This window comes from Planotetraspora silvatica, from assembly GCF_016863315.1.
GTDB lineage: Bacteria > Actinomycetota > Actinomycetes > Streptosporangiales > Streptosporangiaceae > Planotetraspora > Planotetraspora silvatica.
In genome coordinates, this window is the sequence record NZ_BOOQ01000027.1 from 172,905 (window position 1) to 193,638 (window position 20,734).

General features: G+C 71.6%; 17 protein-coding genes and 1 pseudogene. 9 read left to right on the plus strand and 9 right to left on the minus strand.

Features of this window, described 5'->3' with window-relative positions:
* Positions 1-24 precede the first annotated feature (24 nt).
* Positions 25-2,304 (plus strand): S8 family serine peptidase, encoded by a 2,280-nt coding sequence (locus Psi02_RS21240; protein ID WP_203976745.1) that lies wholly within the window; start codon positions 25-27, stop codon positions 2,302-2,304.
* A 26-nt stretch (positions 2,305-2,330) separates the two neighbouring features.
* On the opposite strand, the gene Psi02_RS21245 is transcribed toward Psi02_RS21240, so the two are convergent.
* Positions 2,331-2,600 carry a DUF1876 domain-containing protein gene (locus Psi02_RS21245; RefSeq protein ID WP_203976746.1) on the minus strand — a complete coding sequence of 90 codons (270 nt, stop codon included), beginning with the start codon at positions 2,598-2,600 and terminating at the stop codon, positions 2,331-2,333.
* A 122-nt stretch (positions 2,601-2,722) separates the two neighbouring features.
* Between Psi02_RS21245 and Psi02_RS21250 the strand changes: the two genes are divergently transcribed.
* Positions 2,723-3,568 (plus strand): universal stress protein, encoded by an 846-nt coding sequence (locus Psi02_RS21250; protein WP_203976748.1) that lies wholly within the window; start codon positions 2,723-2,725, stop codon positions 3,566-3,568.
* A gap of 10 nt (positions 3,569-3,578) precedes the next feature.
* Here the strand turns inward: Psi02_RS21250 and Psi02_RS21255 are convergent, their stop codons facing one another.
* The 4 genes from Psi02_RS21255 to Psi02_RS21270 form a co-directional block, all read right to left on the minus strand.
* Positions 3,579-4,274, minus strand: a complete 696-nt coding sequence (locus Psi02_RS21255) for a CBS domain-containing protein (protein ID WP_203976750.1) — start codon at positions 4,272-4,274, stop codon at positions 3,579-3,581.
* 141 nt (positions 4,275-4,415) lie between these two features.
* Entirely contained in the window at positions 4,416-4,859 is a 444-nt protein-coding gene (locus Psi02_RS21260) for a pyridoxamine 5'-phosphate oxidase family protein (RefSeq protein WP_203976752.1), read from the minus strand.
* Positions 4,860-4,994: 135 nt separating this feature from the next.
* On the minus strand, positions 4,995-5,597 hold the full coding sequence (locus Psi02_RS21265) for a nucleoside/nucleotide kinase family protein (RefSeq protein ID WP_239095045.1): 603 nt from the start codon (positions 5,595-5,597) through the stop codon (positions 4,995-4,997).
* A complete protein-coding gene (locus Psi02_RS21270) occupies positions 5,540-5,836 on the minus strand; it encodes a hypothetical protein (protein ID WP_203976753.1) in 297 nt (98 codons plus the stop codon). Before Psi02_RS21270 ends, Psi02_RS21265 begins: the two co-directional genes overlap by 58 nt.
* A 144-nt stretch (positions 5,837-5,980) precedes the next feature.
* Between Psi02_RS21270 and ppgK the strand changes: the two genes are divergently transcribed.
* From ppgK to Psi02_RS40140, 5 genes and pseudogenes are all read left to right on the plus strand, one after another.
* Positions 5,981-6,706 (plus strand): polyphosphate--glucose phosphotransferase, encoded by a 726-nt coding sequence (gene ppgK / locus Psi02_RS21275; RefSeq protein ID WP_203976754.1) that lies wholly within the window; start codon positions 5,981-5,983, stop codon positions 6,704-6,706.
* 61 nt (positions 6,707-6,767) lie between these two features.
* A complete protein-coding gene (locus Psi02_RS41095; RefSeq protein ID WP_373317649.1) occupies positions 6,768-6,839 on the plus strand; it encodes a putative leader peptide in 72 nt (23 codons plus the stop codon).
* A 51-nt stretch (positions 6,840-6,890) separates the two neighbouring features.
* Positions 6,891-7,634, plus strand: coding sequence for a winged helix-turn-helix domain-containing protein (locus Psi02_RS21280; RefSeq protein ID WP_203976755.1), 744 nt, complete (start codon positions 6,891-6,893; stop codon positions 7,632-7,634).
* Between the two features lie 72 nt (positions 7,635-7,706).
* Entirely contained in the window at positions 7,707-11,594 is a 3,888-nt protein-coding gene (gene hrpA / locus Psi02_RS21285; RefSeq protein WP_203976756.1) for an ATP-dependent RNA helicase HrpA, read from the plus strand.
* 167 nt (positions 11,595-11,761) lie between these two features.
* Positions 11,762-12,007: pseudogene (locus tag Psi02_RS40140) on the plus strand (transposase); the annotation flags it as partial.
* A gap of 51 nt (positions 12,008-12,058) precedes the next feature.
* Here Psi02_RS40140 and Psi02_RS21295 read toward each other — a convergent pair.
* Together Psi02_RS21295 and Psi02_RS21300 are read right to left on the minus strand one after the other, a co-directional pair.
* Entirely contained in the window at positions 12,059-12,424 is a 366-nt protein-coding gene (locus Psi02_RS21295; RefSeq protein WP_203976757.1) for a VOC family protein, read from the minus strand.
* Positions 12,425-12,716: 292 nt separating this feature from the next.
* The gene (locus Psi02_RS21300; protein ID WP_203976758.1) at positions 12,717-14,255 is read right to left on the minus strand and encodes a gamma-glutamyltransferase family protein; all 1,539 of its coding nucleotides are present in this window, start codon (positions 14,253-14,255) and stop codon (positions 12,717-12,719) included.
* Between the two features lie 97 nt (positions 14,256-14,352).
* Between Psi02_RS21300 and Psi02_RS21305 the strand changes: the two genes are divergently transcribed.
* On the plus strand, positions 14,353-14,997 hold the full coding sequence (locus Psi02_RS21305; RefSeq protein ID WP_239095046.1) for an HAD family hydrolase: 645 nt from the start codon (positions 14,353-14,355) through the stop codon (positions 14,995-14,997).
* A 24-nt stretch (positions 14,998-15,021) separates the two neighbouring features.
* On the opposite strand, the gene Psi02_RS21310 is transcribed toward Psi02_RS21305, so the two are convergent.
* Together Psi02_RS21310 and Psi02_RS21315 are read right to left on the minus strand one after the other, a co-directional pair.
* Positions 15,022-16,620: a serine/threonine-protein kinase gene (locus Psi02_RS21310; RefSeq protein ID WP_203976759.1), complete on the minus strand. Its 1,599-nt coding sequence runs from the start codon at positions 16,618-16,620 to the stop codon at positions 15,022-15,024.
* Between the two features lie 37 nt (positions 16,621-16,657).
* Positions 16,658-17,926 carry an SGNH/GDSL hydrolase family protein gene (locus Psi02_RS21315; protein WP_203976760.1) on the minus strand — a complete coding sequence of 423 codons (1,269 nt, stop codon included), beginning with the start codon at positions 17,924-17,926 and terminating at the stop codon, positions 16,658-16,660.
* 202 nt (positions 17,927-18,128) lie between these two features.
* Here Psi02_RS21315 and Psi02_RS21320 point away from each other — a divergent pair, with 202 nt between their 5' ends.
* Positions 18,129-20,672, plus strand: a complete 2,544-nt coding sequence (locus Psi02_RS21320; RefSeq protein ID WP_203976761.1) for an ATP-binding protein — start codon at positions 18,129-18,131, stop codon at positions 20,670-20,672.
* Positions 20,673-20,734: the final 62 nt, after the last annotated feature.

A 20,734-nucleotide genomic window follows, 5' to 3' on the forward strand; every position in this document is an offset into this window, starting at 1 on the left:
TGAGCTGGGGAAAGTCGGGACGCAGTGACCAGTGACGACAAGCCCAAGAACGGAAGCGGGCAGTCGCGCCCGCCGGGCGCGAACCGGTCGCGGCAGACGTCGCGGCAGGGCCCGCAGCCGGTGCTGCCGCGTCCGCTGCGCTACATGGTCGCGCTGCCGCCCCAGGCCCATCCGCAGGCGGGGACGGGCGGCCAGGCTCTCGACGGCGACGGGCTGCACCGGCTGCTCGAGGGCGATCCCGAGATCGCCGTACGCCGCAGGCTTCCCACGACGACCCCGGAGCCGGGCGTGGGAGGCCGGGCCTTCCCGGCCGTCGTGGTCGCGGACATGACGGTCGAGCACGCGGCCGCACTGCGACGGCGGCTGCCCCAGCTGCACATCGAACGCGACCGGCTGCTGACCTACAGCGAGGTCCCTTCGCCGCCCCGGAAGAGGAGGCAGGCGTCGGCCGCGCCGCCGCTGGGGACGGAGAGCACCTTCGCGTTCCTGGTCCAGGGCTCTGACGGCGCGCCGGTGCCGGGGGCCGTCGTCATGCTGACCGGGTCCGGCTGGCCCGCCCAGGCGGTGACAGGGCCGGACGGCCGCGCCACGGTCACCATGGTGGGCGAGACGGCGGAGTCGATCGTCAGCCTGCTCGTCAAGCCGCGATCCGGCCACTGGAGCTCGTATGTGGAGCGACCGGCTCTGTCGTCGAGCCGGGAGAACCTGATCGAGGCGGCGGGGTTGTCCGACGGCCTCGAGGGGTTCCCGGGGCGGCAGGTCTTCGGCTGGGGACAGAGGGCGATGGATCTCGACCGTCTCCCGCGGGCCCTCAGGGGCGCGGGAGTCAAGATCGCGATCATCGACTCGGGGGCGGCGGCCGAGCATTCCGATCTCCTCGGCCGGGTGACGTGCGGCATCGATCTGGCGGGGGGCAAGCCGGACGGCTGGACGGACGACACCGCCCACCACGGCTCCCACTGCGCCGGGATCATCGCGGGTGGGGACGACGGGCGGGGCATCGTGGGCTTCGCCGCGGAGGCGGAGGTCCACGCCTGCAAGATCTTCCCCGGGGGCCGGTTCAGTGACCTCATCGAGGCGCTCGACTACTGCATCGAGCAGCGGATCGACGTGATGAACCTCAGCCTCGGCAGCCGCCATTCCTCGCGGCTCGTCGCCGCGAAGATCGAGGAGGCGCGCCGGGCGGGGGTGGCCTGCGTGGTCGCCGCCGGAAGCGACGGCGGCTCCGTCGGCTTCCCCGGCAACCTTCCGACCGTGCTGACGGTGGCCGCGATCGGGAAACTGGGGACGTTCCCCGGCGGCAGCGGGCACGCCGCCGAGATCCGGGGGCCGGTGACGGGCGAGGGCTACTTCTCGCCCCGATTCACGTGCCGCGGGCCCGAGGTGGACGTGTGCGCCCCGGGAGTCGCCGTCCTGTCGTGCGTCCCTCCGGAGACGTACGCCGCCTGGGACGGCACCTCCATGGCCGCGCCGCACGTCACCGGGCTGGCCGCTCTGGTGCTCGCCCATCACGATGACTTCCACTACGCGTACGGCCGGCGGGACGCCCGCAGGGTCGACCGGCTCTTCCACGTCATCAGGGCCAGCTGTCAGGCGCTCGATCTCGGTGATCCGTACCGGACGGGAGCGGGGCTGCCGAACGTGCTGCGCGCCCTGGGCCCGGCGCTCACGCGGGTGACGCCGCAGCCTGAGGAGGTGCGGAGGCTGTCCGGCGAACTCACCGCCGAGATGGGCCTCGCCGGGCTGCTGCCGCTCGCCACGGGGCGGATGGCCATGGTGGGGGAACCGCAAGCGGCGGGCACCGTCCCCGGGACGGGGGCCGCGGGCGTGAACGGCTCCGCGCCGCAGGACGGCATGGCCGTCGTGAACGGTCCCGTGCCCGTCGACGGGCTCATGCCGGCCAACGGGCTCACACTCGCCGATCACTCCGGGCACGCACCCGGCGGCGGGACGCCCGGGAGCGCCTCCACGGCCTCGAACGGCTCCGATCCGATGGCGGGCGCCGTACCGGCCGGTGACGGTGACCCGGTGAAGGCGGCGGGACAGGGCGCCGATGCGGACGGCGCCCTGGCGGCGAACGCGACTCACGCGTCCGACGGGGTTCCGGAGGCGGGCGGGGTTCCGGCGGAGGGTGCGGCACCGGGAGGATACGCGGCCCATGGGGGCGCAGGCCACGAGGGAGGCGTACAAAACGGGCAACAGGACGGGCAGCAGGACGGGCGGGCCGCGCTCGCGTGGCTGACCAGGGAGATGGGCGCAGCGGGGCTCATCGCCGGCCAGCGAGCCGCTGACCCGCTCCATTGAGCACGTGGCCCGCTGCCGGGACGCCGTCAGCGCCGCTCGCGCGCCGATCCGGCCAGCTGGGCGACGTCCTCGGCCCCGTCACCGATCAGCTTGGCCGCCAGATCCGACAGCGCCCTGCCGACGGCCAGTTCGTCGCCGATCTCCGGCACCGGGCGGTCCGAGGGATTGCGGCGGGCGTGGGCGACGCTCTCGTGCCTGCGCCCCGAGTCGGTGTACAGCACCGCGGTCGCGCTGGTGACGTTGTCGCTCTCGTCCTCGGTCAGGAAGACCTCCACCGTCCATCGTTTGGTTTCCATGACGAACACCTCCCGCTCCAGCATCTCCCCGGGGGAATCGCGGCCGGAAGGGACTTTCGGCCTCGTACGGCGCCGGCCGGTCGCGGACCCCGCGGCAACGCCCGATGAAGGAAGGAAAGCCCATGCCCGATCCGATCATCGTCGGCACCGACGGCTCGCCCGCCGCGCTGGCCGCCGTGGAATGGGCGGCGGACGACGCCGTCCGGCAGGGACGCCCGCTGCGCCTGGTGTACGTCGTCGATCGCTGGGCGTACGGCATCGTCAAGTTCCCCACCACCGCGGGCGACCCTCTGACGCTGCACGCCGAACGGGCGCTGGCCGAGGCGGAGACGGCGGCGAACAAGCGCCAGCCCGACGTGACGGTCAGCATCGAGATCATCGAGGGGCTGCCCGCCAAGATCCTTCGTGACAAGGCCAAGGAAGCGGCCGAGATCGTGCTCGGCACGAGGGGCCTCGGCGGGTTCGCCGGAATCCTGATCGGCTCGGTCAGCACCCATGTGGCCGGCCAGGCGCACGGCCCGGTCGTCGTCGTGCGCCCCGGATGGAGGGACGCGCACGGCGAGGTGGTCGTCGGCATCGACGACTCGGCCGAATGCGAGGCCGCGATCGAGTACGCCGTCGCGCAGGCCCGGTTCCGCGGCAGCGTGCTCCGGGCGGTCTACGCGTGGCAGCTTCCCGTCCACGCGCTCGCCCCCGAGATCACCTACGACATCGACGGGGTGCGCGAGGCCCAGCACCGGGTGGCGGCGGAGAAGCTCGCCCCCTGGCGGCGGCGGTCCGAGGTGACGATGCTCGAGGACGTCGTGTGCGGACACCCCGTCGACGCGCTGACCGACGCGTCGAAGGCCGCGGACCTGCTCGTGGTGGGCTCACACGGCCGAGGCGCCCTCGGGTCGGTGATGCTGGGATCGGTCAGCCGGGCGCTCCTGCATCACGCCCAGTGCCCGGTGGCCGTGGTCCGCCCCTGAGCGGCGGCCGTCACCCGTCCTCGGGCGTGTCGTCACGCTCCCAGGCCATCCTGTCGACCACGTCGACCACGCCGTTGACGCGTTCGGTCATCCGTACGAGCGTCAGGACGTCCCCCCGCCGAGGCATCGTGCCGCTGAGCGTGACCACGGCGTCGGCCACCGACACGCGGACATGCGAGGTGTCCGCCCACAGGGCGCTCTCGACGATGTCGTCACGGATCTCGCGGGCCACCTCCTCGTCGCTCCTGACGATCGTCTTGAGCAGGTCCGTACGGCTGACCACGCCCTCGAGTCGCCCCTCGTCGTCGACCACGGGCAGCCGTTTGACGCCGTGCTCGCTCATGAGCCGGGCCGCGCTCACGGCGCTGGTGTACGGCCTGGCCGTGATGGCGGGCGCCGTCATCAACTGGGCGGCGGTCTCGCCCCGGGCCTTCACCGCGGGACTCCTCCCGGGCGAGCCGATGCGCTCACGGAGCCGCACGCGCAGGGGAGGACGGTAGCCCTCGCCGTAGAACTGCTCCCTGAACTCCTCCTTGCGGAGCAGGTCGGCCTCCGACACGACGCCGAGCACGTGGCCCTCGCCGTCGACCACCGGCACGGCGCTCACGCCATGGGTGTGCAGCACCTCGGCGACGTCCCTGAACGGCGTGCAGCCGTTGACGGACACGATCTGCCTGGACATGACGTCCCGCACCTTCATGTGCATGATCAGCCCCTCACGTCCGCGACGCGGCCACCCCTCCCATTCCATCGGGGAGCGGCGCTTCGCGCAGGAGGCGGAGGTCCCCGAGTGCCAGGGCCGTTCGGCCACCGCGGGCCCGCGTTCGATCGTGTGTTCCCCTGCGGGTCATGGGTTGGAGTACACCCGGCGAGGGGTGAGCAGGACGGCGGTGCGCCGCTCCCCGGCCATCACCCTGTCGTACTCGTCCCAGTCGTCGTGGGTGCCGCCCGCGGCCCTGAAGATGTTCCTGAGCAGAAGCCGGAGGCCCTCCGCGCCGAGCCCATCGAGCGGGTCGTCGGGGCCGGCCAGGTCGATCCCGCCCTCCGCGGCCGTCCACTGCCAGCCGCTGCGCACCACGATGGTGGCCTGCGGCCTGGCGCGCATGTCGGCCAGTTTGCGGGCGGTTCCCCGCACGACGAACCCGACCACCGACTGACCGGTGGCCGGATGGTCGAGCACCCCCGCGTTGACCACGGAGGAGCGGATGCCTCCGTCGGGACGCAGGGTCGAGACCACGCAGAGGCCGTGGTCACCGGAGACGAGGCCGGCGAATTCCGCGAGATCGGTCACCTGAGGAGCCTAACCCCGCCGCTCGATCTGCCGCGGTCCCGTCCTGCGCCGGGTCACCGGCCCCGTGGCGGCGGTCGGCCTGAGGGCGACGGGGTCTGAGGCGGCGGCGGGCCTGAGGTTGCGGCGGCGAGGTGGTCAGCCGGTGGTGACGGTCAGGTCGGCGCGGGAGCGCACGTCATGAGCGGCGTAATACCGGTCTTCCTGGCGCGCCCAGCGTGGCCAGTGCGGTGCGTAGAGGTCCCCGTCGCGTGCCAGCGCCCTGGCCCGGCGCACGCCCGCGCCCGCCTCCAGCCACACGAGCCCGCTGAGGTGGGGCGCGGCCTGGCGTGCGCCGGATCCGACGCCTTCGACGACGAGGGCGTCGGCGGACGGGGCCTCATGCCATTCCGCGTACTCGCTCCGCTCCCAGTCGTATCGCCGCCACCGTGCGGGCCGGCCGGCGGCGAGGGGCCGGAGCACCCACTCCAGCAGTGCGTCCACTCCGGCGAGCAGGCCGTCCCAGCCGTCGTAGAGGTCGTCCATCCGGATCACCGGAGCGCCGAGTTCCGCGGCGACGGCGGCGGCGAAGGTGGACTTGCCCGCTCCCGATCGCCCTTCGACGGCGAGGACACGGGTCGTGCGCGCCCGTGCGGGACGGCCGCGCAGCCACGCGGCGACCTCGCCCGCCGCGGGCCCGCCGGCTACACGCCCGCTCGGGAGGGCATCCGGATTCCCCGTTCCATGTTGGGATCCTCCCATTCCTCCGTCACGCGCCCCTTCTCGGCCTGCATCTCCTCCATGCGAAGGGCCACGCCCATCGCGAAGAACGTCGGGGCCCACTCGCCCACGAACAGGCCCCAGCGGTCCGCACGGTCCATGCCCGCCGACTCGTAGTTCTTCGACAGGAACCAGGAGGCGGCCGTCAGGCCGATCGACGCGATGCCGGCCGTGTACATCATGCTGGAGCGGACGCCCATTCGGTGAAGCTGGCGGATCATTTTGTCCCCCTTTGTAGTGATTTCTCCCTATCTCGCTACCCCGTGTTCCCGGCCGCGACACGCTGAGTGATCACCCCGACCGTACGGCCATGCTTACGACCTCTCTGTACGGGTAGCGTTGATCGGCGGACTCTGGAGGAAGCAATGGAAGCGCTGGGCATCGATATCGGCGGCTCGGGGATCAAGGGCGCCACCGTGGACACGGTGGCGGGCGAGCTCACGCGGGAGCGGTTGCGCATACCGACTCCGGAGCCGTCCACGCCCGCGGCGGTCGCGACGGTCGTGCGGGAGATCGTCGAGCACTTCTCGTGGACGGGGCCCGTGGGGGTGACCTTCCCCGGCGTCGTGCTGAACGGCGTCATCAGGACCGCGGCCAACGTCGACCGATCGTGGATCGGCGTCAACGGCGAGGAGTTGTTCGGCGCCGGCGCCGCCCTGCTCAACGACGCCGACGCGGCGGGCGTCGCCGAGGTCGCCTTCGGCGCGGGCCGTGACCATGCCGGCGCGGTGCTCATGCTGACCTTCGGCACCGGCATCGGCAGCGCGCTGTTCACCGGCGGGCGACTGGTGCCCAACACGGAGTTCGGGCACGTCGAGGTCCGCGGCAAGGAGGCCGAGCACCGGGCCTCCGATCAGGTGCGCGAGAAGCACGACCTGAGCTGGGAGAAGTGGGCCGAGCACGTTCAGGAGTACCTGCTGCACATGCGCGACCTGCTCTGGCCCTCCCTGATCATCATCGGCGGCGGCGTCAGCAAGAAGGCCGACAGGTTCCTTCCGCTGATCGACCTCGGTGACACGCCGGTCGTGCCCGCCGTGCTGCGCAACGAGGCGGGCATCATCGGAGCGGCCATGACCGCCGTGAACCGGTGAGACGAGTATTACCTGTAATTCCTACTTGAACAGCATGGAATAGTCGTGTCACGATGCCTTCATGGCTTCATGGCGAAGACTGACCGAGCGTCGTCACATCGACCTGCTCCGCGTCTGCGGCGCCGCCTGTTGATCGCCGGGATCACCCCATCCGGAAATGCTTCAGGCAAGGAGAAACCACGAAATGTCACATGTCATTGATTTCGTCGCACGCCGGCGTGAGCCCGGCTACGACCCCTCACCGCCCGACGAGGGGACCGTGCTCAGCGTGCTGCCCATGCCCGGGGTGGACGCCGCACTCGTGATCGTCGGTTACGTGGTCCCGCTGGACGGCGGATCGCGGTCCGCCCGGGGCCTCCGGCTCCCGCAGGGGGTCACCCTGCCGGAGGGGGGCGCGGCGCGGGCCCAGGACGTGAAGTGGCCCCACGGGATCGCGCTGGTCCAGGAGGCCGAGCTGCCGGAGGGCCTCGCGGCGTTCCAGGGCGCCGCCACCGGAGCCGCGGAGGTCCATGAAGGCTCCGAGGCGTCCGGCGCCGACCGGCCGGCGAGGCCCGCACGTGAGGCCGGAGCCGCCCCCGGCCTGGTGGCGCATCCCGATCGCGCCGGCCACGCCTCCCGACATGGCCGGACGTCCGCACCGGTGGAGGAGCTCGTCGTGGACCGGGCCTCCCGCGCGGTCCGGGTGGACGGCGTGGAGATCGACCTCACCTACCGCGAGTTCGAGCTGCTCGACTACCTGTGCTCGGCGCCGGGCCGGGTCTTCAATCGCCGGCAGCTGATGGCCGCCATCTGGGACAGGTACGGAGACGAGGGCGCCAGAACCGTCGACGTGCACGTCCTGCGGCTCCGGCGCAAGCTGGGCCCGCACGCCGGGCGGATCGTGACGGTGCGGAACGTCGGCTACAAGTACCAGCCGCCCCGTTCCTAGGCGCCGCCCGGGGCGCCCCGGGAAAATCGGCTGGCGGAACCGTGGGGGCGGGTGCCTATCCTTGAGCCTGGAATGAACATGCTCGCCGATCTCCAGGGCCGCCTGCCCGGCCTGATGCTGCGCGACCAGCGCAGGCTGCGCCGCCGTCTCGACGGAATGCGCAAAGTACGTGACGGCACGTCACGACAGTCCGTCGCCCTCGAGATAGCGGGCGACATCGAAGCCGCCGAGTCGCGGGTCACCGCCCGCCGTGAAGCGGTGCCGCGCCTCAGCTATCCGCCCGAACTGCCGGTCAGTCAGCGCAAGGACGACCTTCTCGCGGCGATCCGCGACCACCAGGTCGTGATCGTGGCGGGAGAGACGGGCTCGGGCAAGACGACGCAGCTGCCCAAGATCTGCCTGGAGCTGGGCCGGGGGGTGCACGGCCTCATCGGGCACACCCAGCCCCGGCGGATCGCGGCGCGCACCGTGGCCGAGCGCATCGCCGAGGAGTTGTCGATCTCGCTGGGGGAGGCGGTCGGATACAAGGTCCGCTTCACCGACCATTCCAGCGACGGGACCCTCGTCAAGCTGATGACCGACGGCATCCTGCTGGCGGAGATGCAGACCGACCCGCTGCTGCTGCAGTACGACACGCTGATCATCGACGAGGCCCACGAACGCAGCCTCAACATCGACTTCATCCTCGGCTACGTCAAGCAACTCCTGCCGAAGCGTCCCGACCTCAAGGTCATCATCACCTCGGCGACCATCGACCCCGAGCGGTTCTCCCGGCACTTCGCCCCGCCCGGGGGCGACGGAGGCGCTCCGATCGTCGAGGTGTCCGGCCGCACCTATCCCGTCGAGGTGCGCTACCGGCCGGTCGAGGAGGACGACGACCAGACCCAGGCCATCGTGCAGGCGGTGGACGAGTTGTGCGCGGAGGGCCCCGGGGACATCCTCGTCTTCCTGAGCGGCGAGCGGGAGATCAGGGACACCGCCGACGCGCTCAAGGGCCGTCCGGAGGAGGTCCTCCCGCTGTACGCGCGGCTGTCGGCGGCCGAGCAGCACCGCGTCTTCCAGGCGCACCGGGGCCGCAGGATCGTGCTGGCGACCAACGTCGCGGAGACCTCCCTCACCGTGCCGGGCATCCGGTACGTCATCGACCCCGGTACGGCGCGCATCTCGCGGTACAGCCACCGGCTCAAGGTGCAGCGGCTGCCGATCGAGCCCGTGTCGCAGGCGTCGGCCAACCAGCGAAAGGGCCGTTGCGGCCGGACCTCGGACGGCATCTGCATCCGGCTCTACGCGGAGGACGACTTCGTCACCCGCCCGGAGTTCACCGACCCGGAGATCCTCCGTACGAACCTGGCGAGCGTCATCCTGCAGATGACGTCGCTGGGGCTGGGCGACATCGCGGCGTTCCCCTTCGTCGAGCCGCCGGACGGCAGGCAGATCAGGGACGGCGTCAACCTGCTCCAGGAGCTGGGCGCGCTCGGCGACAAGGGCGCGAACCTGACCCCTCTCGGGCGCAAACTCGCCCAGCTCCCCGTGGACCCGCGCCTCGCGCGCATGGTGCTCGAGGCCGAGGGGAACGGCTGTGCGCGCGAGGTCATGATCATCGCTGCCGCGTTGTCGATCCAGGATCCCCGCGAGCGGCCGGCGGACAAGCAGCAGGCGGCCGACGAGAAACACCGGCGCTTCGCCGACAAGGAATCCGACTTCCTGACGTACCTGAACCTGTGGAAATATCTGCGCGAGCAGCAGCGGGCGCTGTCGTCCAGCGCGTTCCGCCGGATGTGCAAGGCGGAGTTCCTCAACTACCTGCGCGTCCGCGAGTGGCAGGACATCGACAGCCAGCTCAGGTCGGTCGCCAAGAGCCTGGGCATCGTCCCCAACAGCGTCGACGCCGACCCGCAGCGGATCCATCAGGCACTGCTGAGCGGCCTGCTCTCGCACATCGGCGTCAAGGACCTCGATGCCAAGCGGAAACAGGACGGGCCGCGGCGGCCCATCACCGAGTACGTCGGCGCGCGCAACGCGCGGTTCGCCGTCTTCCCCGGCTCCACCCTGGCGAAGACGCAGCCGCTGTGGGTGATGTCGGCCGAGCTCGTCGAGACCTCGCGGCTGTGGGCGCGCGTCAACGCCAAGATCGAGCCGGAGTGGATCGAGCCGCTCGCCCAGCACCTGATCAAACGGACCTACAGCGAACCGCACTGGGAGAAGGACCAGGCCGCCGTCATGGCCCTGGAGAAGGTCACCCTGTACGGCGTGCCGATCGTCGCGGAACGCAAGGTCAACTACGGCCGCATCGACCCGGAGCTCAGCCGCGACCTGTTCATCCGCAACGCCCTCGTCGAGGGTGAGTGGCGGACCCACCACAAGTTCTTCCACGACAACCGCAAGCTGCTCCAGGAGGTCGAGCAGCTGGAGGAGAAGGCCAGGCGCCGGGACATCGTCGTCGACGACGAGACGCTGTTCGACTTCTACGACGGACGCATCCCACCCGAGGTGGTCTCCGGACGTCACTTCGACAGCTGGTGGAAGAAGACCTCGCGCGAGTCTCCCGGCCTGCTCACGTTCACGCCCGAGATGCTGGTCAACTCCGGCGCCGGGGTCAGCGCCCGCGACTATCCCGACTCGTGGGGGCAGAGCGGGCAGCGGATGCGGCTGACCTACCGGTTCGAGCCGGGCACGGCCGTGGAGAAGGCCGCGGAGAAGGTGGCCGACGGCGTCACCGTGCACATCCCCCTCGACGTGCTGAACCAGGTCGACCCGGCGGGCTTCGACTGGCAGATCCCCGGCCTGCGTGAGGAACTGGTCACCGCGCTCATCAGGTCGCTCCCCAAGCAGTTGCGGCGCAATTTCGTGCCGGCCCCCAACTTCGCGAAAGCCGTACTGGAACGGGCGGAGCCGGGAAGCGAACCGATCCTGGACAGGCTGGAGCGGGAGCTGCACCGGATGACCGGCGTGACCATACCCCGCGAGGCGTGGGCGCCCGACCAGGTGCCCGACCACCTGCGCATCACCTATCGGGTGGTCGACGAAAGGAAGCGGCCGGTCGCCGAGGACAAGGACCTCGAGGCGCTCAAGCGCAGGCTGGCCCCCCGGCTGCGGGCCACGCTGTCGAAGGCGGCCGACGACCTGGAGCGCACCGGACTGCGGAGCTGGACGATCGGGACGCTGCCCAAGGTCTTCGAACGGGGCAGGCTCCGCGCCTATCCCGCGCTCGCCGACGAGACCGGGAGCGTCGGGGTCCGGATGTTCGAGACCGAGGCCGAGCAGCGGCGGTCCATGTGGGCGGGCACCCGCAGGCTGGTGCTGCTCAACACGGTCAGCCCGGCCAAGGCCATCCTGCGCGGGCTCGGCACCGCGCAGAAGCTGGCGCTCAGCCGGAGCCCGCACGGCGGCGCCGCCGAGTTGTTCGACGACTGCACGATGTGCGCGGCCGACAAGCTGATCGCAGAGGCCGGGGGACCGGCCTGGGACCAGGCCGGGTTCGAACGGCTCCACGACCACGTGCGCGCGTCGTTGTTCGCGACGACCGAGGAGGTGGTCGCCCGGGTCGAGCGGGTCCTGGCCACCTGGCATTCGGTGCAGACCGTCCTTCGCGGTCCGGCCGACTCCGTCGCCGACATCAAGGAGCAGCTCGACGGGCTCATCTACGCCGGTTTCGTGACGGGGACGGGCTACGAAAGGCTGCCCGACCTGCACCGCTACCTGCGGGCGGTCGAACGGCGGCTGGAGAAGCTGCCCGACGACCCGCACCGTGACCGCGAGTGGATGCACCGCGTGCACGACGTCGAGGACGACTACCGCGACCTGCTCGACCGGCTCAAGCCCGCGGAGCGCGACGCGAAAGCCGTACGGGACGTCCGGTGGATGATCGAGGAGCTGCGGGTGAGCTTCTTCGCGCAACAGCTCGGCACGCCCGCCCCCGTCTCGGAGAAGCGCATCCGCAAGGCCATCGACGCCATCTAGTCTCCTGAGTCTAGAATTGCGTTCATATGTAGGCTTGGGGTGTGGCACCGAACTCCAGGCCCGGGCCGATGCAAGGACCTGATCACCTGGGACCTCAACGTCGACTCCACCGTCTGCCGGGCCCACCGGCACGCCGCCGGAGCGAGGAAAAGGGGGACCTGCAGAAGGTGCGCGCCGATAAGGCGTACGCCTCCCGGAGGAACCGCGCCTACCTGCGCAGACGTGGCATTCGCTGCACCATCCCGGACAAGGCCGACCAGGCCCGCAACCGAAGGAAACGCGGCTCCCGCGGCGGCCGTCCGCCGAAGTTCGACCCGGAGGACTACCAGGCTCGGCACGCGGTAGAGTGCGGCATCAATCGCCTCAAAAGGCACCGTGCCGTGGCCACGAGGTACGACAAGCTCGCGGCCCAAGCCTCAGCGCTACGGCGTCTGACCGGGGGATACCTGTCAACGCCGGTGATGTCAGGAAGACGTCAGGCAGAAGGGGTGGCCAGCCGGATCCAGGAGAACCCGCCAGCGTCCGTCGCCGGGCTGATGGTCCGGTTTGGCCGCGCCGAGTTCCAGGGCCCGCTCTTCCATCGCATCGAGGTCGTCAGCGCGGAAATCCAGGTGGAACTGTTGTGGCACGTCCTGACCCGGCCACTGCGGAGCCCGGTATCCGTCAACCCTCTGGAACCCCAGATCACAGCCGGAGTCGTCCGTCAGAGCGACGAACTCGTCCGTACTGAATAGTTCGCGCATCCCGGTCAGTGCACCGTAGAAGCCCGCCAGCGTCTGCGGGTCGGCACAGTCCAGAGTCACCCCTCGCAGTACAGCGCCTGGCACCATTCACTCCTTCGCGTCCGCGCGTCTGTCTCCGTGAGCCGCCGCTGCACGCGATCACCGGCCACAGCCACACCGTACTCGCCACATCCACCGCTGAAGTAGCGGTTTACCCCTGCCTCAGAGCAACGGGTGGCTGTGACCGGCGCTTTCGATACACGCCCTAGGAGAGTGGGGTCCCGCCTCCCGGCTCTGACATTTCGGGCCGGGCGCGTTTCAGGTGTGTCCGAATATGGCCAAAATCACCGCATATCTGCGCTGCGAGTTGACGTGATTCGGGCGGTCAGGGACGCGCTCGCTAGCGGCCGAGAGCGGCGCCGATCAGCGCACGGGGGTCGGCGGCTCCGGCGAGCACACCCGAGGGCAGGACGTCGATCAGGTGGGCGTGGCCGAAGTTGGAGCCGTACTCGACGGCCGTGACCGGGTGGCCGCGCTCACGCAGGCCGTCTGACCACGGCGCGCCGTCCTCGACCTCGACGACGGCCTCCTGCCGCCAGGTGTCGAAGCCCGTGTCGGCGCCGCTCACGCCGAGCGCCCACCGCGGGGCGCCGATGACCTGTCCCGGGGTCTGGTCGTGACGCAGGAGCCGGGTGACCAACTGCAGCAGGATCTGCGGCTGGGCGTCGCCGCCCATGGTGCCGATGACCGACCGCAGTGAGCCGTCCTGGCGCGTGATCAGCGCGGGGGACAGCGTGTGGGGCGGCCGCCTGCGCGGGCCGTACTCGGCGGGGTGGCCGGGCGTGAGCGAGAAGCCGATGCCGCGGTTGTGCAGGTTGATGCCGGTGCCCGGTTCGAAGAGCAGGCTGCCGAAGCCCGCCGCGTTCGACTGGATGAGGGAGACTCCCATGCCGTCGCCGTCCACCGCGCACAGGTAGGTGGTGTCGCCCGGAGCCGTGTGGTCGATGAACGGCGAGCGCCGTTCGGGATCGATCATCGCGCGCCTGGCGTCGGCCGAGTCCAGGGGTGCGACGGCGCCCTCGTGGAGCACGTCCAGCCGGTCGTGGCCGGCCGCGCGGGCCGACTCGACGAGGAGGTGCGCCCATCGGGGGTCACCGGGGTCGTCGGGCAGGTCGAGCTTGTCGAGGATCGCCAGGGAGAGCAGCAGCAGGTACCCCTGCGAGTTCGGCGGGACGGTCCAGATCCGGTGATCGAAGGCCTCGGCCTGGATGGGGTCCACCCAGTCGGCGTTCGTCCGGGCCAGGTCCTCGGGGACGTACTCGCCGGCGCCGAGCGCGAGCAGGCCCTCGCCGAACTCGCCCTCGTAGAAGGCGGCCCGGCCGCCTGAGGCGATCGCCTCGAGTGTCCGCGCGAGGCCCGGGCGGCGGATGAGGTCACCGGGGCGCCTGGCCGAGGCGAAGTCACCCGCTCCGGGGAGCGAGCCGATGAACTCGCCGCCCGGCGCCAGCAGCGGAGAGGCGGGGAAGCCCGCTGCGGCATGCCGGATCGCCGGCGCGAGCAGATCGGCGAGCGGGAGCCGTCCGAAGCGCTCGTGCAGGGCCGACCAGCCGTCGACGCAGCCGGGCACCGGCACCGACCGGATGTCGTAGAGGTGCGGCATGCGGTCCAGGCCCTCGGCGCGAAGCCGGTCAGGATCGGCGCCCGAACCCGACCTGCCCGACGCGTTGAGCGCGGTGGTGGCGGATCCGTCGTGGACGAGAGCGAACAGGTCGCCGCCGAGTCCGCACAGGTGCGGGGACGTGACGGCGAGCACCGCGTTGGCCGCGATCGCGGCGTCGACCGCGTTGCCGCCCCGCTCCAGGACGGACACCCCGGCGGAGGACGCCAGATGGTCGACGGTGGAGACCATGCCGTTCCGGGCATACCGCGTTTCGCTCACGATTGGCGACTCTATGACGGGGGGATCGCCTGGACGAGTCCGCCCCCTAGAGTGGCCGCGATAGTGACGAAACAGTGACGAATGCAAAGGAATTGCCGTGATCCGGGTGCTGGTGTTCGACGTGGGCGAGACGCTGATCGACGAGACTCGCATCTGGACGCGCTGGGCCGACAGGCTGGGAGTTCCCCGGGGGACCTTCCTGGGGCTCGTCGGCGGCATGGCCGCCCTCGACCGGCCGCTCCGTGACGCGTTCGAACTGGTCCGGCCCGGATTCGACCTGGATGCGGAGATCGCCGCCTGGCGCGCCGACGACCCGGCCGGTCTGCGCGAGAACTTCGACCAGGACGACCTCTATCCCGACGTACGGCCGGGCCTCGGCGCGCTCCGCGACGCCGGGTACCGGTTGATCGTCGCGGGGAACCAGCCGCCGCAGGCCTATGACGCGCTCGCCGCGATGAACCTGCCCGTGGACGGCGTCCACACCTCGGCGGCCTGGCGGGTCGAGAAGCCGGAGCCGGGATTCTTCGCCAAGGTCTCCGAGGTGGCCGGGCACGCTCCGGAGGCGATCCTTTACGTGGGGGACCGGCTCGACAACGACGTGCTGCCCGCGAGGAAGGCCGGCATGCGGGCCGCACTGCTGCGCCGCGGCCCCTGGGGCTTCCTTCACGCCGGTCGTCCCGAGGCGGACCAAGCCGATCTGATCGTCGACGATCTCACCGAACTCGTCACGCGGCTCGGCTGAGCCGATGGCCGGGGGTCGCCGGCCTTACTTGGCCAGATCGCCGTTGTACTCCAGCAGGCCGGCGGCGTCGTTCCACCGGTAGGCGAGTCCGCCGCCCTTGCGCTGCAGACGGACCGTCCCTGGCACGCACTGGCCCGCGTCCACGAGGTCGAAGGTCAGCGTGGAACCGGTGGCGTCGGTGAGCTTCAGGGTCCCCTCGCAGGAGTTGGCCGGCTCCTTCCACGTTCCCTTGTCGTCTCCGGACTCCAGGTCGATCTCGATGTCGTACTCGTCCGTCAGGCCGGCCGGGGTCGGCGTGATGTGCCCCCGCCAGGTTCCCGCGAAGGCCGCGGAAACGGTCTTGCCCGAGCCGCCCTTGCCCGAGCCGCCTTCGTTCGCGTCGCCGCCGGAGCCTGTGGCGGGGTCCGGGTCCGTGGAACCGCCGGTGGTGCCGTCCGGGCCGGTGGTCGCGGGATCCGCGGTCTCCGTCACCCCGGACGACGTGCGGGACGTCGTGGGCGTAGTGGAGTCGGATGACGCGACGGAATCGGACGGAGGGAACAGCCGGGGCACGAGGAGCGCCGCCGCGACCGCCACGGCCGCCACGAGGGCGACGAGCCCGGTGATCACGGCCGTCCGGGAGCCGCGCCGCCCAGCGGCCGGCTCGGTGGCCAGCGGCCCCGGCCTGCCCGGCCCTGCCGGTGGCCCGGGCTGAGGCTCCGCGCTCACGGGATGTGCCATCGCCTGACCGGCGGGACGCCGGGGCTGCGTCCGCCCGTCGTCCGGGTGGTCCTGACCGCCCCCGTGGCCTCCGCCGTCCGCGGCGGCCACCCCGGCCACGAGCGGGTCGGGCGCGGATCCCACCAGGCCCAGGAGCAGGTCGCGTGCCGTGGGCCGTACCGCCGGATCCTTGGCCAGGCACCGCCGGACCGTGTCGCGGAGGGGTGCCGGAACCCCCGTGACGTCCGGGTCCATCGTCATGATCTTGTGCAGGACGGAGGCGACGCTGTCGCCGCCGAAGGCCCGATGGCCTGTGGCGGCGAAGACGATCGTGGCGCCCCACGCGAAGACGTCGGACGCCGGGCTCGCCGGGCTTCCGGCGATCTGCTCGGGAGCCAGGTAGGCCGGTGTGCCGATCGGGCCCGCCGTGATCGTTTCGCTTTCGCCCTGCCGGGCGATGCCGAAGTCGACGACACGCGGGCCGTCCGGGCCGAGCAGGACGTTCCCCGGCTTGAAGTCGCGGTGGACGATCCCGGCCGCGTGGATCGCGGTCAGGGCGGTCGCGGTGCCGACCGCGAGCCGTTCCAGCTCCCCGCCCCGCAGCGGACCGCCGTCGGAGACCCGCTGCTGCAGCGAGGGCCCGTCGACGTACTCGCTCACGATGTACGGCTCGCTCCGGTCCACCACGGCCGTCAGCACGCGGGCGGTGCAGAAGGGGGCGACGCTCCGCATCGCGTCCAACTCGCGGGCGAGCCGGGTGCGGACGGCCGGGTCGAGCCCGGTCTTGATGACCTTCACGGCCACGGGCTCGCCGTCGGAGGCGTAGCCGAGATAGACGACTCCCTGACCGCCCTCGCCGAGGCGTCCGGTCAGGCGGAACACACCGAGCGTGGTCGGGTCATCGGGGGCCAGAGGGGCGACCATGGTCATACCGTAGCGATCCCGGCAGGTTCTCCGAGACTCAGAGTTCCCGCAGGACGACCGCGTCGGCCAGCCTGCGGCGTCCGGCGTCGCTCATGTGCAGGTGGTCGCCGGCGTCGTAGACGCGGGCCAGCCGCCGGGGAGACCGGGGATCGCGGACCGCCTTGTCGAAATCGGCGACGGCGTCGAAGGCGCCGCCGGTCCTGATCCACCGGTTGACCTGCTGCCGGATCCTCTCCCGCTTCGCGGTCCAGGACCCGAAGCCGTGGAACGGGGTCAGCGTCGCGCCGATCACCCGCAGATCCTTGGCGTGGGCGGCCTTGATCATCTTCTTGTAGCCGTCGATCAGCGGCGTCGCCGAGCCGTAGGAGCCCCGCGAGATGTCGTTGATGCCTTCGTAGACCACGACCGTGCGGACACCGGGCTGGGACAGGACGTCGCGCTCGAACCGGGCGACTCCGCTGGGGCCGACGGTGGGGCGCAGGATCCGGTTGCCCGCCATGCCGGCGTTGAGCACACCGAGCTTGGCCGGCTTGCGCGCTCCCGACAGGCGCCGGTGAAGGTAGTCGGTCCAGCGGCGGTTGGCGTCGTTGGCCTGTCCGGTTCCGTCGGTGAGCGAGTCGCCCAGCACCGCGACGGATCCGATCGCGGACGCCGCGCTGACCGCGATGCGGTCCACGAAGAACCACTGGTTGCTGGTGTAGGTGTAGCCCTTCGCGGACTCCTCCGCCGCGTGGTCGCCGGGACCGGACATGTAGGTGGTCGCGTAGGCGCGGTCGTGGCCGGTCACTCCGTGGACATAGGCGGGGAGGTGGACGCTGACGACGAGGTCCTGACCGCCGGCGACCTTCCCGGGCACCATGTCGCTCCAGACGCTCTGCCCGGCGGGGACCGTCACCGACGTGGCACCGTCGAACGTCACCGGGCGGTTGGTGCCCGCGCGGACCTGGGCGCCCGAGCCCTGGAGACCGAGATGGACGTCCGCGAACGTCACGGGCGCGAGGCCGAACACGTTGGACAGGTGGACGCGCGCCTGCGAGCCGCCGAGACTCGCCCGGACGACCATCCGGACCGTCTGGCCGCCGACGGCAGTCGCCACACGGGTGGTCGCGGCCGACCAGGTGCCGACCAGGTGCTCGTCCCCGGGCGGCGCGCCCGGAGTCGCCTTGGGCGATGTCGACGGCGACGGCGGGCCGTCCAGGCGCCGGGCCTCGGCCGCCGAGAAGGGGGCCGCGACCGCGACAGTCGCGATCACGGACGTCGCGAGCGCCAGGGCCACCACGGACAACCGGTGAACCGGCCGTGCCATCCAGTTCCTCCACAACATGTGACCGCGGAAGGCTCCCGCGGCGGGAAGGGCGTCTGCGGTGCCATACCTTACCGATGTTTTGACATCGCCAGACGGGGATGGGGACGCGGCCGCCCAAAGGTAGATCGATTCTGCTTGAATCACGGGTGAGAAGCGGTCGTCTGCGACGCCCGAATCCCCGAGGCCCTGAAGGACAGGACGGATGCGCCGGTCCAGGCACGATGACAGACTTCCCGCCCGGCGCAGGCCGTCGATCGCGGGCCCGGCCGCCGCCGGCCTCGTCGCCGCCGTCGCGAGCGCGCTCGGCACCTCCCTCAACATCTGGACGCTCCCCGTGAGCGCCCGGGTCGTGATCACCGTGGTCTCCGCCGTGCTGGTCGGAGCGCTGGCCTGGGCGACCGCGGAGCCGCGGCCGGCGGCGCCCGCTGTGCCGCGCGGCCCCGAGGCCGTCCCGCCTCCCGCCCAGCTCCCGCCCGCGATCGCGCACTTCACCGGGCGAGGGGAGGCCCTCGCCGAGTTGCGCGAGCAGTTCGCCGACCGCAAGGACGACTCGCCGCTGGTGGTGTCGATCTACGGCCAGGGCGGGGTGGGGAAGTCGGCGCTCGCGACGAAGTTCGCCCACGAGATCATCGGCGCGTTCCCCGACGGCCAGCTCTACTTCGACCTGCGCGGCCCGGACGGCACCGCCGGGCCCGAGGACGTCCTGCTCGGCTTCCTGCGCGCCCTGGGCGTCCGCCTCACCACCGACCCCGGTGGCCTCGCCGAGTTGCAGAAGCTCTGGTGGACCTGGACCAAGGACCGCCAGATCCTGATTTTTCTTGACAACGCCCAGAACGGGGACGACGTCAAGGCCCTGATCCCGCCCGAGCCCCGGTGCGCGGTCATCGTGACCTCCCGGCAGCCGCTGTTCCTCCGCAACCGCCACGACCGCCAGCTGGGAGCCTTCACCGAGGCCCAGGGCGTCGAGCTGCTCGCGCGGCTCGCGGGTGACGAGAGGGTGGCGGGGGATCTCGACTCCGCCCTCGCGATCGTGCGGCTCTGCGACCGCCTGCCGCTCGCCATCAGCATCTGCGGCGGCCGCCTGGCGACCAGGGAGAACTGGTCGCTGAAGGAACTGGCCGACCGGCTGGGCGACGAGCGCCGCCGTCTCGACCATCTGGAGGTCGGCCGGCGCATCGACAAGAGCGTCCGCGCCTCCCTGCAGCTCAGCTACGAGGACTGCACGGACGTCCAGCGCCGCCTGCTCCGGCTGATGGGCCTGCTGACGGCGCCCGACGTGCAGGGCTGGGTGGCGGGCGACCTGCTCGACACCTCGGTGCTGGACGGCGCCGACCAGCTCGAGGCCCTGGTCGACACCCAGCTCGCCGAGTGCTCCGGGCGCGACGGCACCGGTGAGATGCGTTACCGCCTGCACGACCTGGTGCGCCTGTTCGCCCGTGAGCTCGCCCTGGAGGAGGAGCCGGAGAGCCATCGCCGCGCCGCCATCGAGCGGGTCCTGTACGGCTATCGCCGCCGGGCGGAGGCCGCCGCGACGGACCGGTGGCCGCAGGACTGGCGCCGCAGAGGCACCCGCAGGGGACCCGTCACGAGCGGGCCGGAGTCGCCGGCCGAGATCTCGTCGGCCGAGTGGTTCACCGCCGAGCGCGTGGCGCTGCTGTCCGCGATCCACCTGGCGAGGGACGCCGAGCTCTGGGACCTGGCCTGGGGGACGGGCCGCGCCTTCTGCTCGCTCTGCCACTCGCTGCGCGCCTACTGGTCGGACTGGCAGGTGGTGGCCGACGTCGTCTGCGAGGCGGCGACCCGGGCGGACGACCCCCGCGCGCTCGGGATCGCGCTCATGGAGCGGTCGGCCGTCGTGGGAGGCATGGGCCGGCCGGCGGAGGCCAGGCACGACGCCGAGCGGGCGCTGGAGATCTTCACCGGCCTCGGCGAGTCCTGGTGGGCGGCGCGGGCCACTCGGTCGGTCGGCATGTCGCTGTTCAGCGACGGCAACCTCGACCGCGGTCAGGGCCATCTGATCGACGCCATCGCGGCCTTCAAGGCCGAGGACGACCGGTGGTGGCAGGCCAGGACCCAGCGCAACCTGGCCGAGCTACGCCTGGCGCAGCGCCGGTACGGCGAGGCGAGGGAGTTGCTGGAGGACTCGCTCGGCGTCTTCCAGTCCGACGCCAACCGCTACTCGGAGGCCCAGACCCAGCGCGTCCTCGGCGAGGTACTCGCCGCCGAGGCGCGCGGTCACCTCAGGGACGGAGAGGCAATGGAGGCGGAGCGGAAGTTCATCCTGGCGGGCAACGCCCTCCGCTTCGCCATCCGTGCCTTCCGCGACCGGCACGAGGAGTGGGAGGAGGCCAGATGCCTGCGGGCGGCGGGGGAGATCGGCGACCCGCAGAACGGCCTGCAGGAGTACGTCTCCATGCGCCAGGCCAAGGAGCGGCTCGCGAAGCTCGGCGACTCCTGGGGCGTGGCGAGGACGGAGCTCTCGGAGGGCAGGGTGCTCGCCCGGCTCGGCCGTACGACGGAGGCCGTCGAGGCCCTTCACGGCGCCGTGGACGACTTCGAGGAGCTCGGCGACCGCTGGTGGCAGGCGCGCAGCCTGCGCACCCTCGGCGAGGCGCTCGTGGACGCGGGACGGCGGCAGGAGGCGCGGGAGCCGGTCGAGCGGGCGCTGGAGATCTACCGGAGCCTCGAGAACGAGGCCGGAGTCTCACGGGCCCAGGAGGTCCTCGAACGGGCCATGCGTCCGTGACGCCGGTATGGGGCAGACGTTCATTGGGCGATCACGCCGCCGACACATGCCGACAGATAGGC

What these genes read in the sequence shown, in the direction of transcription:
- Psi02_RS21310 (WP_203976759.1), bottom strand. Translation starts at nt 16,620, where the DNA reads ATGGTCGCCCCTCTGGCCCCCGATGACCCGACCACGCTCGGTGTGTTC.
- Psi02_RS21265 (WP_239095045.1), bottom strand. Translation starts at nt 5,597, where the DNA reads ATGGGAGGATCCCAACATGGAACGGGGAATCCGGATGCCCTCCCGAGC.
- hrpA (WP_203976756.1), top strand. Translation starts at nt 7,707, where the DNA reads ATGAACATGCTCGCCGATCTCCAGGGCCGCCTGCCCGGCCTGATGCTG.
- Psi02_RS21295 (WP_203976757.1), bottom strand. Translation starts at nt 12,424, where the DNA reads ATGGTGCCAGGCGCTGTACTGCGAGGGGTGACTCTGGACTGTGCCGAC.
- Psi02_RS21245 (WP_203976746.1), bottom strand. Translation starts at nt 2,600, where the DNA reads ATGGAAACCAAACGATGGACGGTGGAGGTCTTCCTGACCGAGGACGAG.
- Psi02_RS21250 (WP_203976748.1), top strand. Translation starts at nt 2,723, where the DNA reads ATGCCCGATCCGATCATCGTCGGCACCGACGGCTCGCCCGCCGCGCTG.
- Psi02_RS21255 (WP_203976750.1), bottom strand. Translation starts at nt 4,274, where the DNA reads ATGCACATGAAGGTGCGGGACGTCATGTCCAGGCAGATCGTGTCCGTC.
- Psi02_RS21320 (WP_203976761.1), top strand. Translation starts at nt 18,129, where the DNA reads ATGCGCCGGTCCAGGCACGATGACAGACTTCCCGCCCGGCGCAGGCCG.
- Psi02_RS21280 (WP_203976755.1), top strand. Translation starts at nt 6,891, where the DNA reads ATGTCACATGTCATTGATTTCGTCGCACGCCGGCGTGAGCCCGGCTAC.
- Psi02_RS21270 (WP_203976753.1), bottom strand. Translation starts at nt 5,836, where the DNA reads ATGATCCGCCAGCTTCACCGAATGGGCGTCCGCTCCAGCATGATGTAC.
- Psi02_RS21315 (WP_203976760.1), bottom strand. Translation starts at nt 17,926, where the DNA reads ATGGCACGGCCGGTTCACCGGTTGTCCGTGGTGGCCCTGGCGCTCGCG.
- ppgK (WP_203976754.1), top strand. Translation starts at nt 5,981, where the DNA reads ATGGAAGCGCTGGGCATCGATATCGGCGGCTCGGGGATCAAGGGCGCC.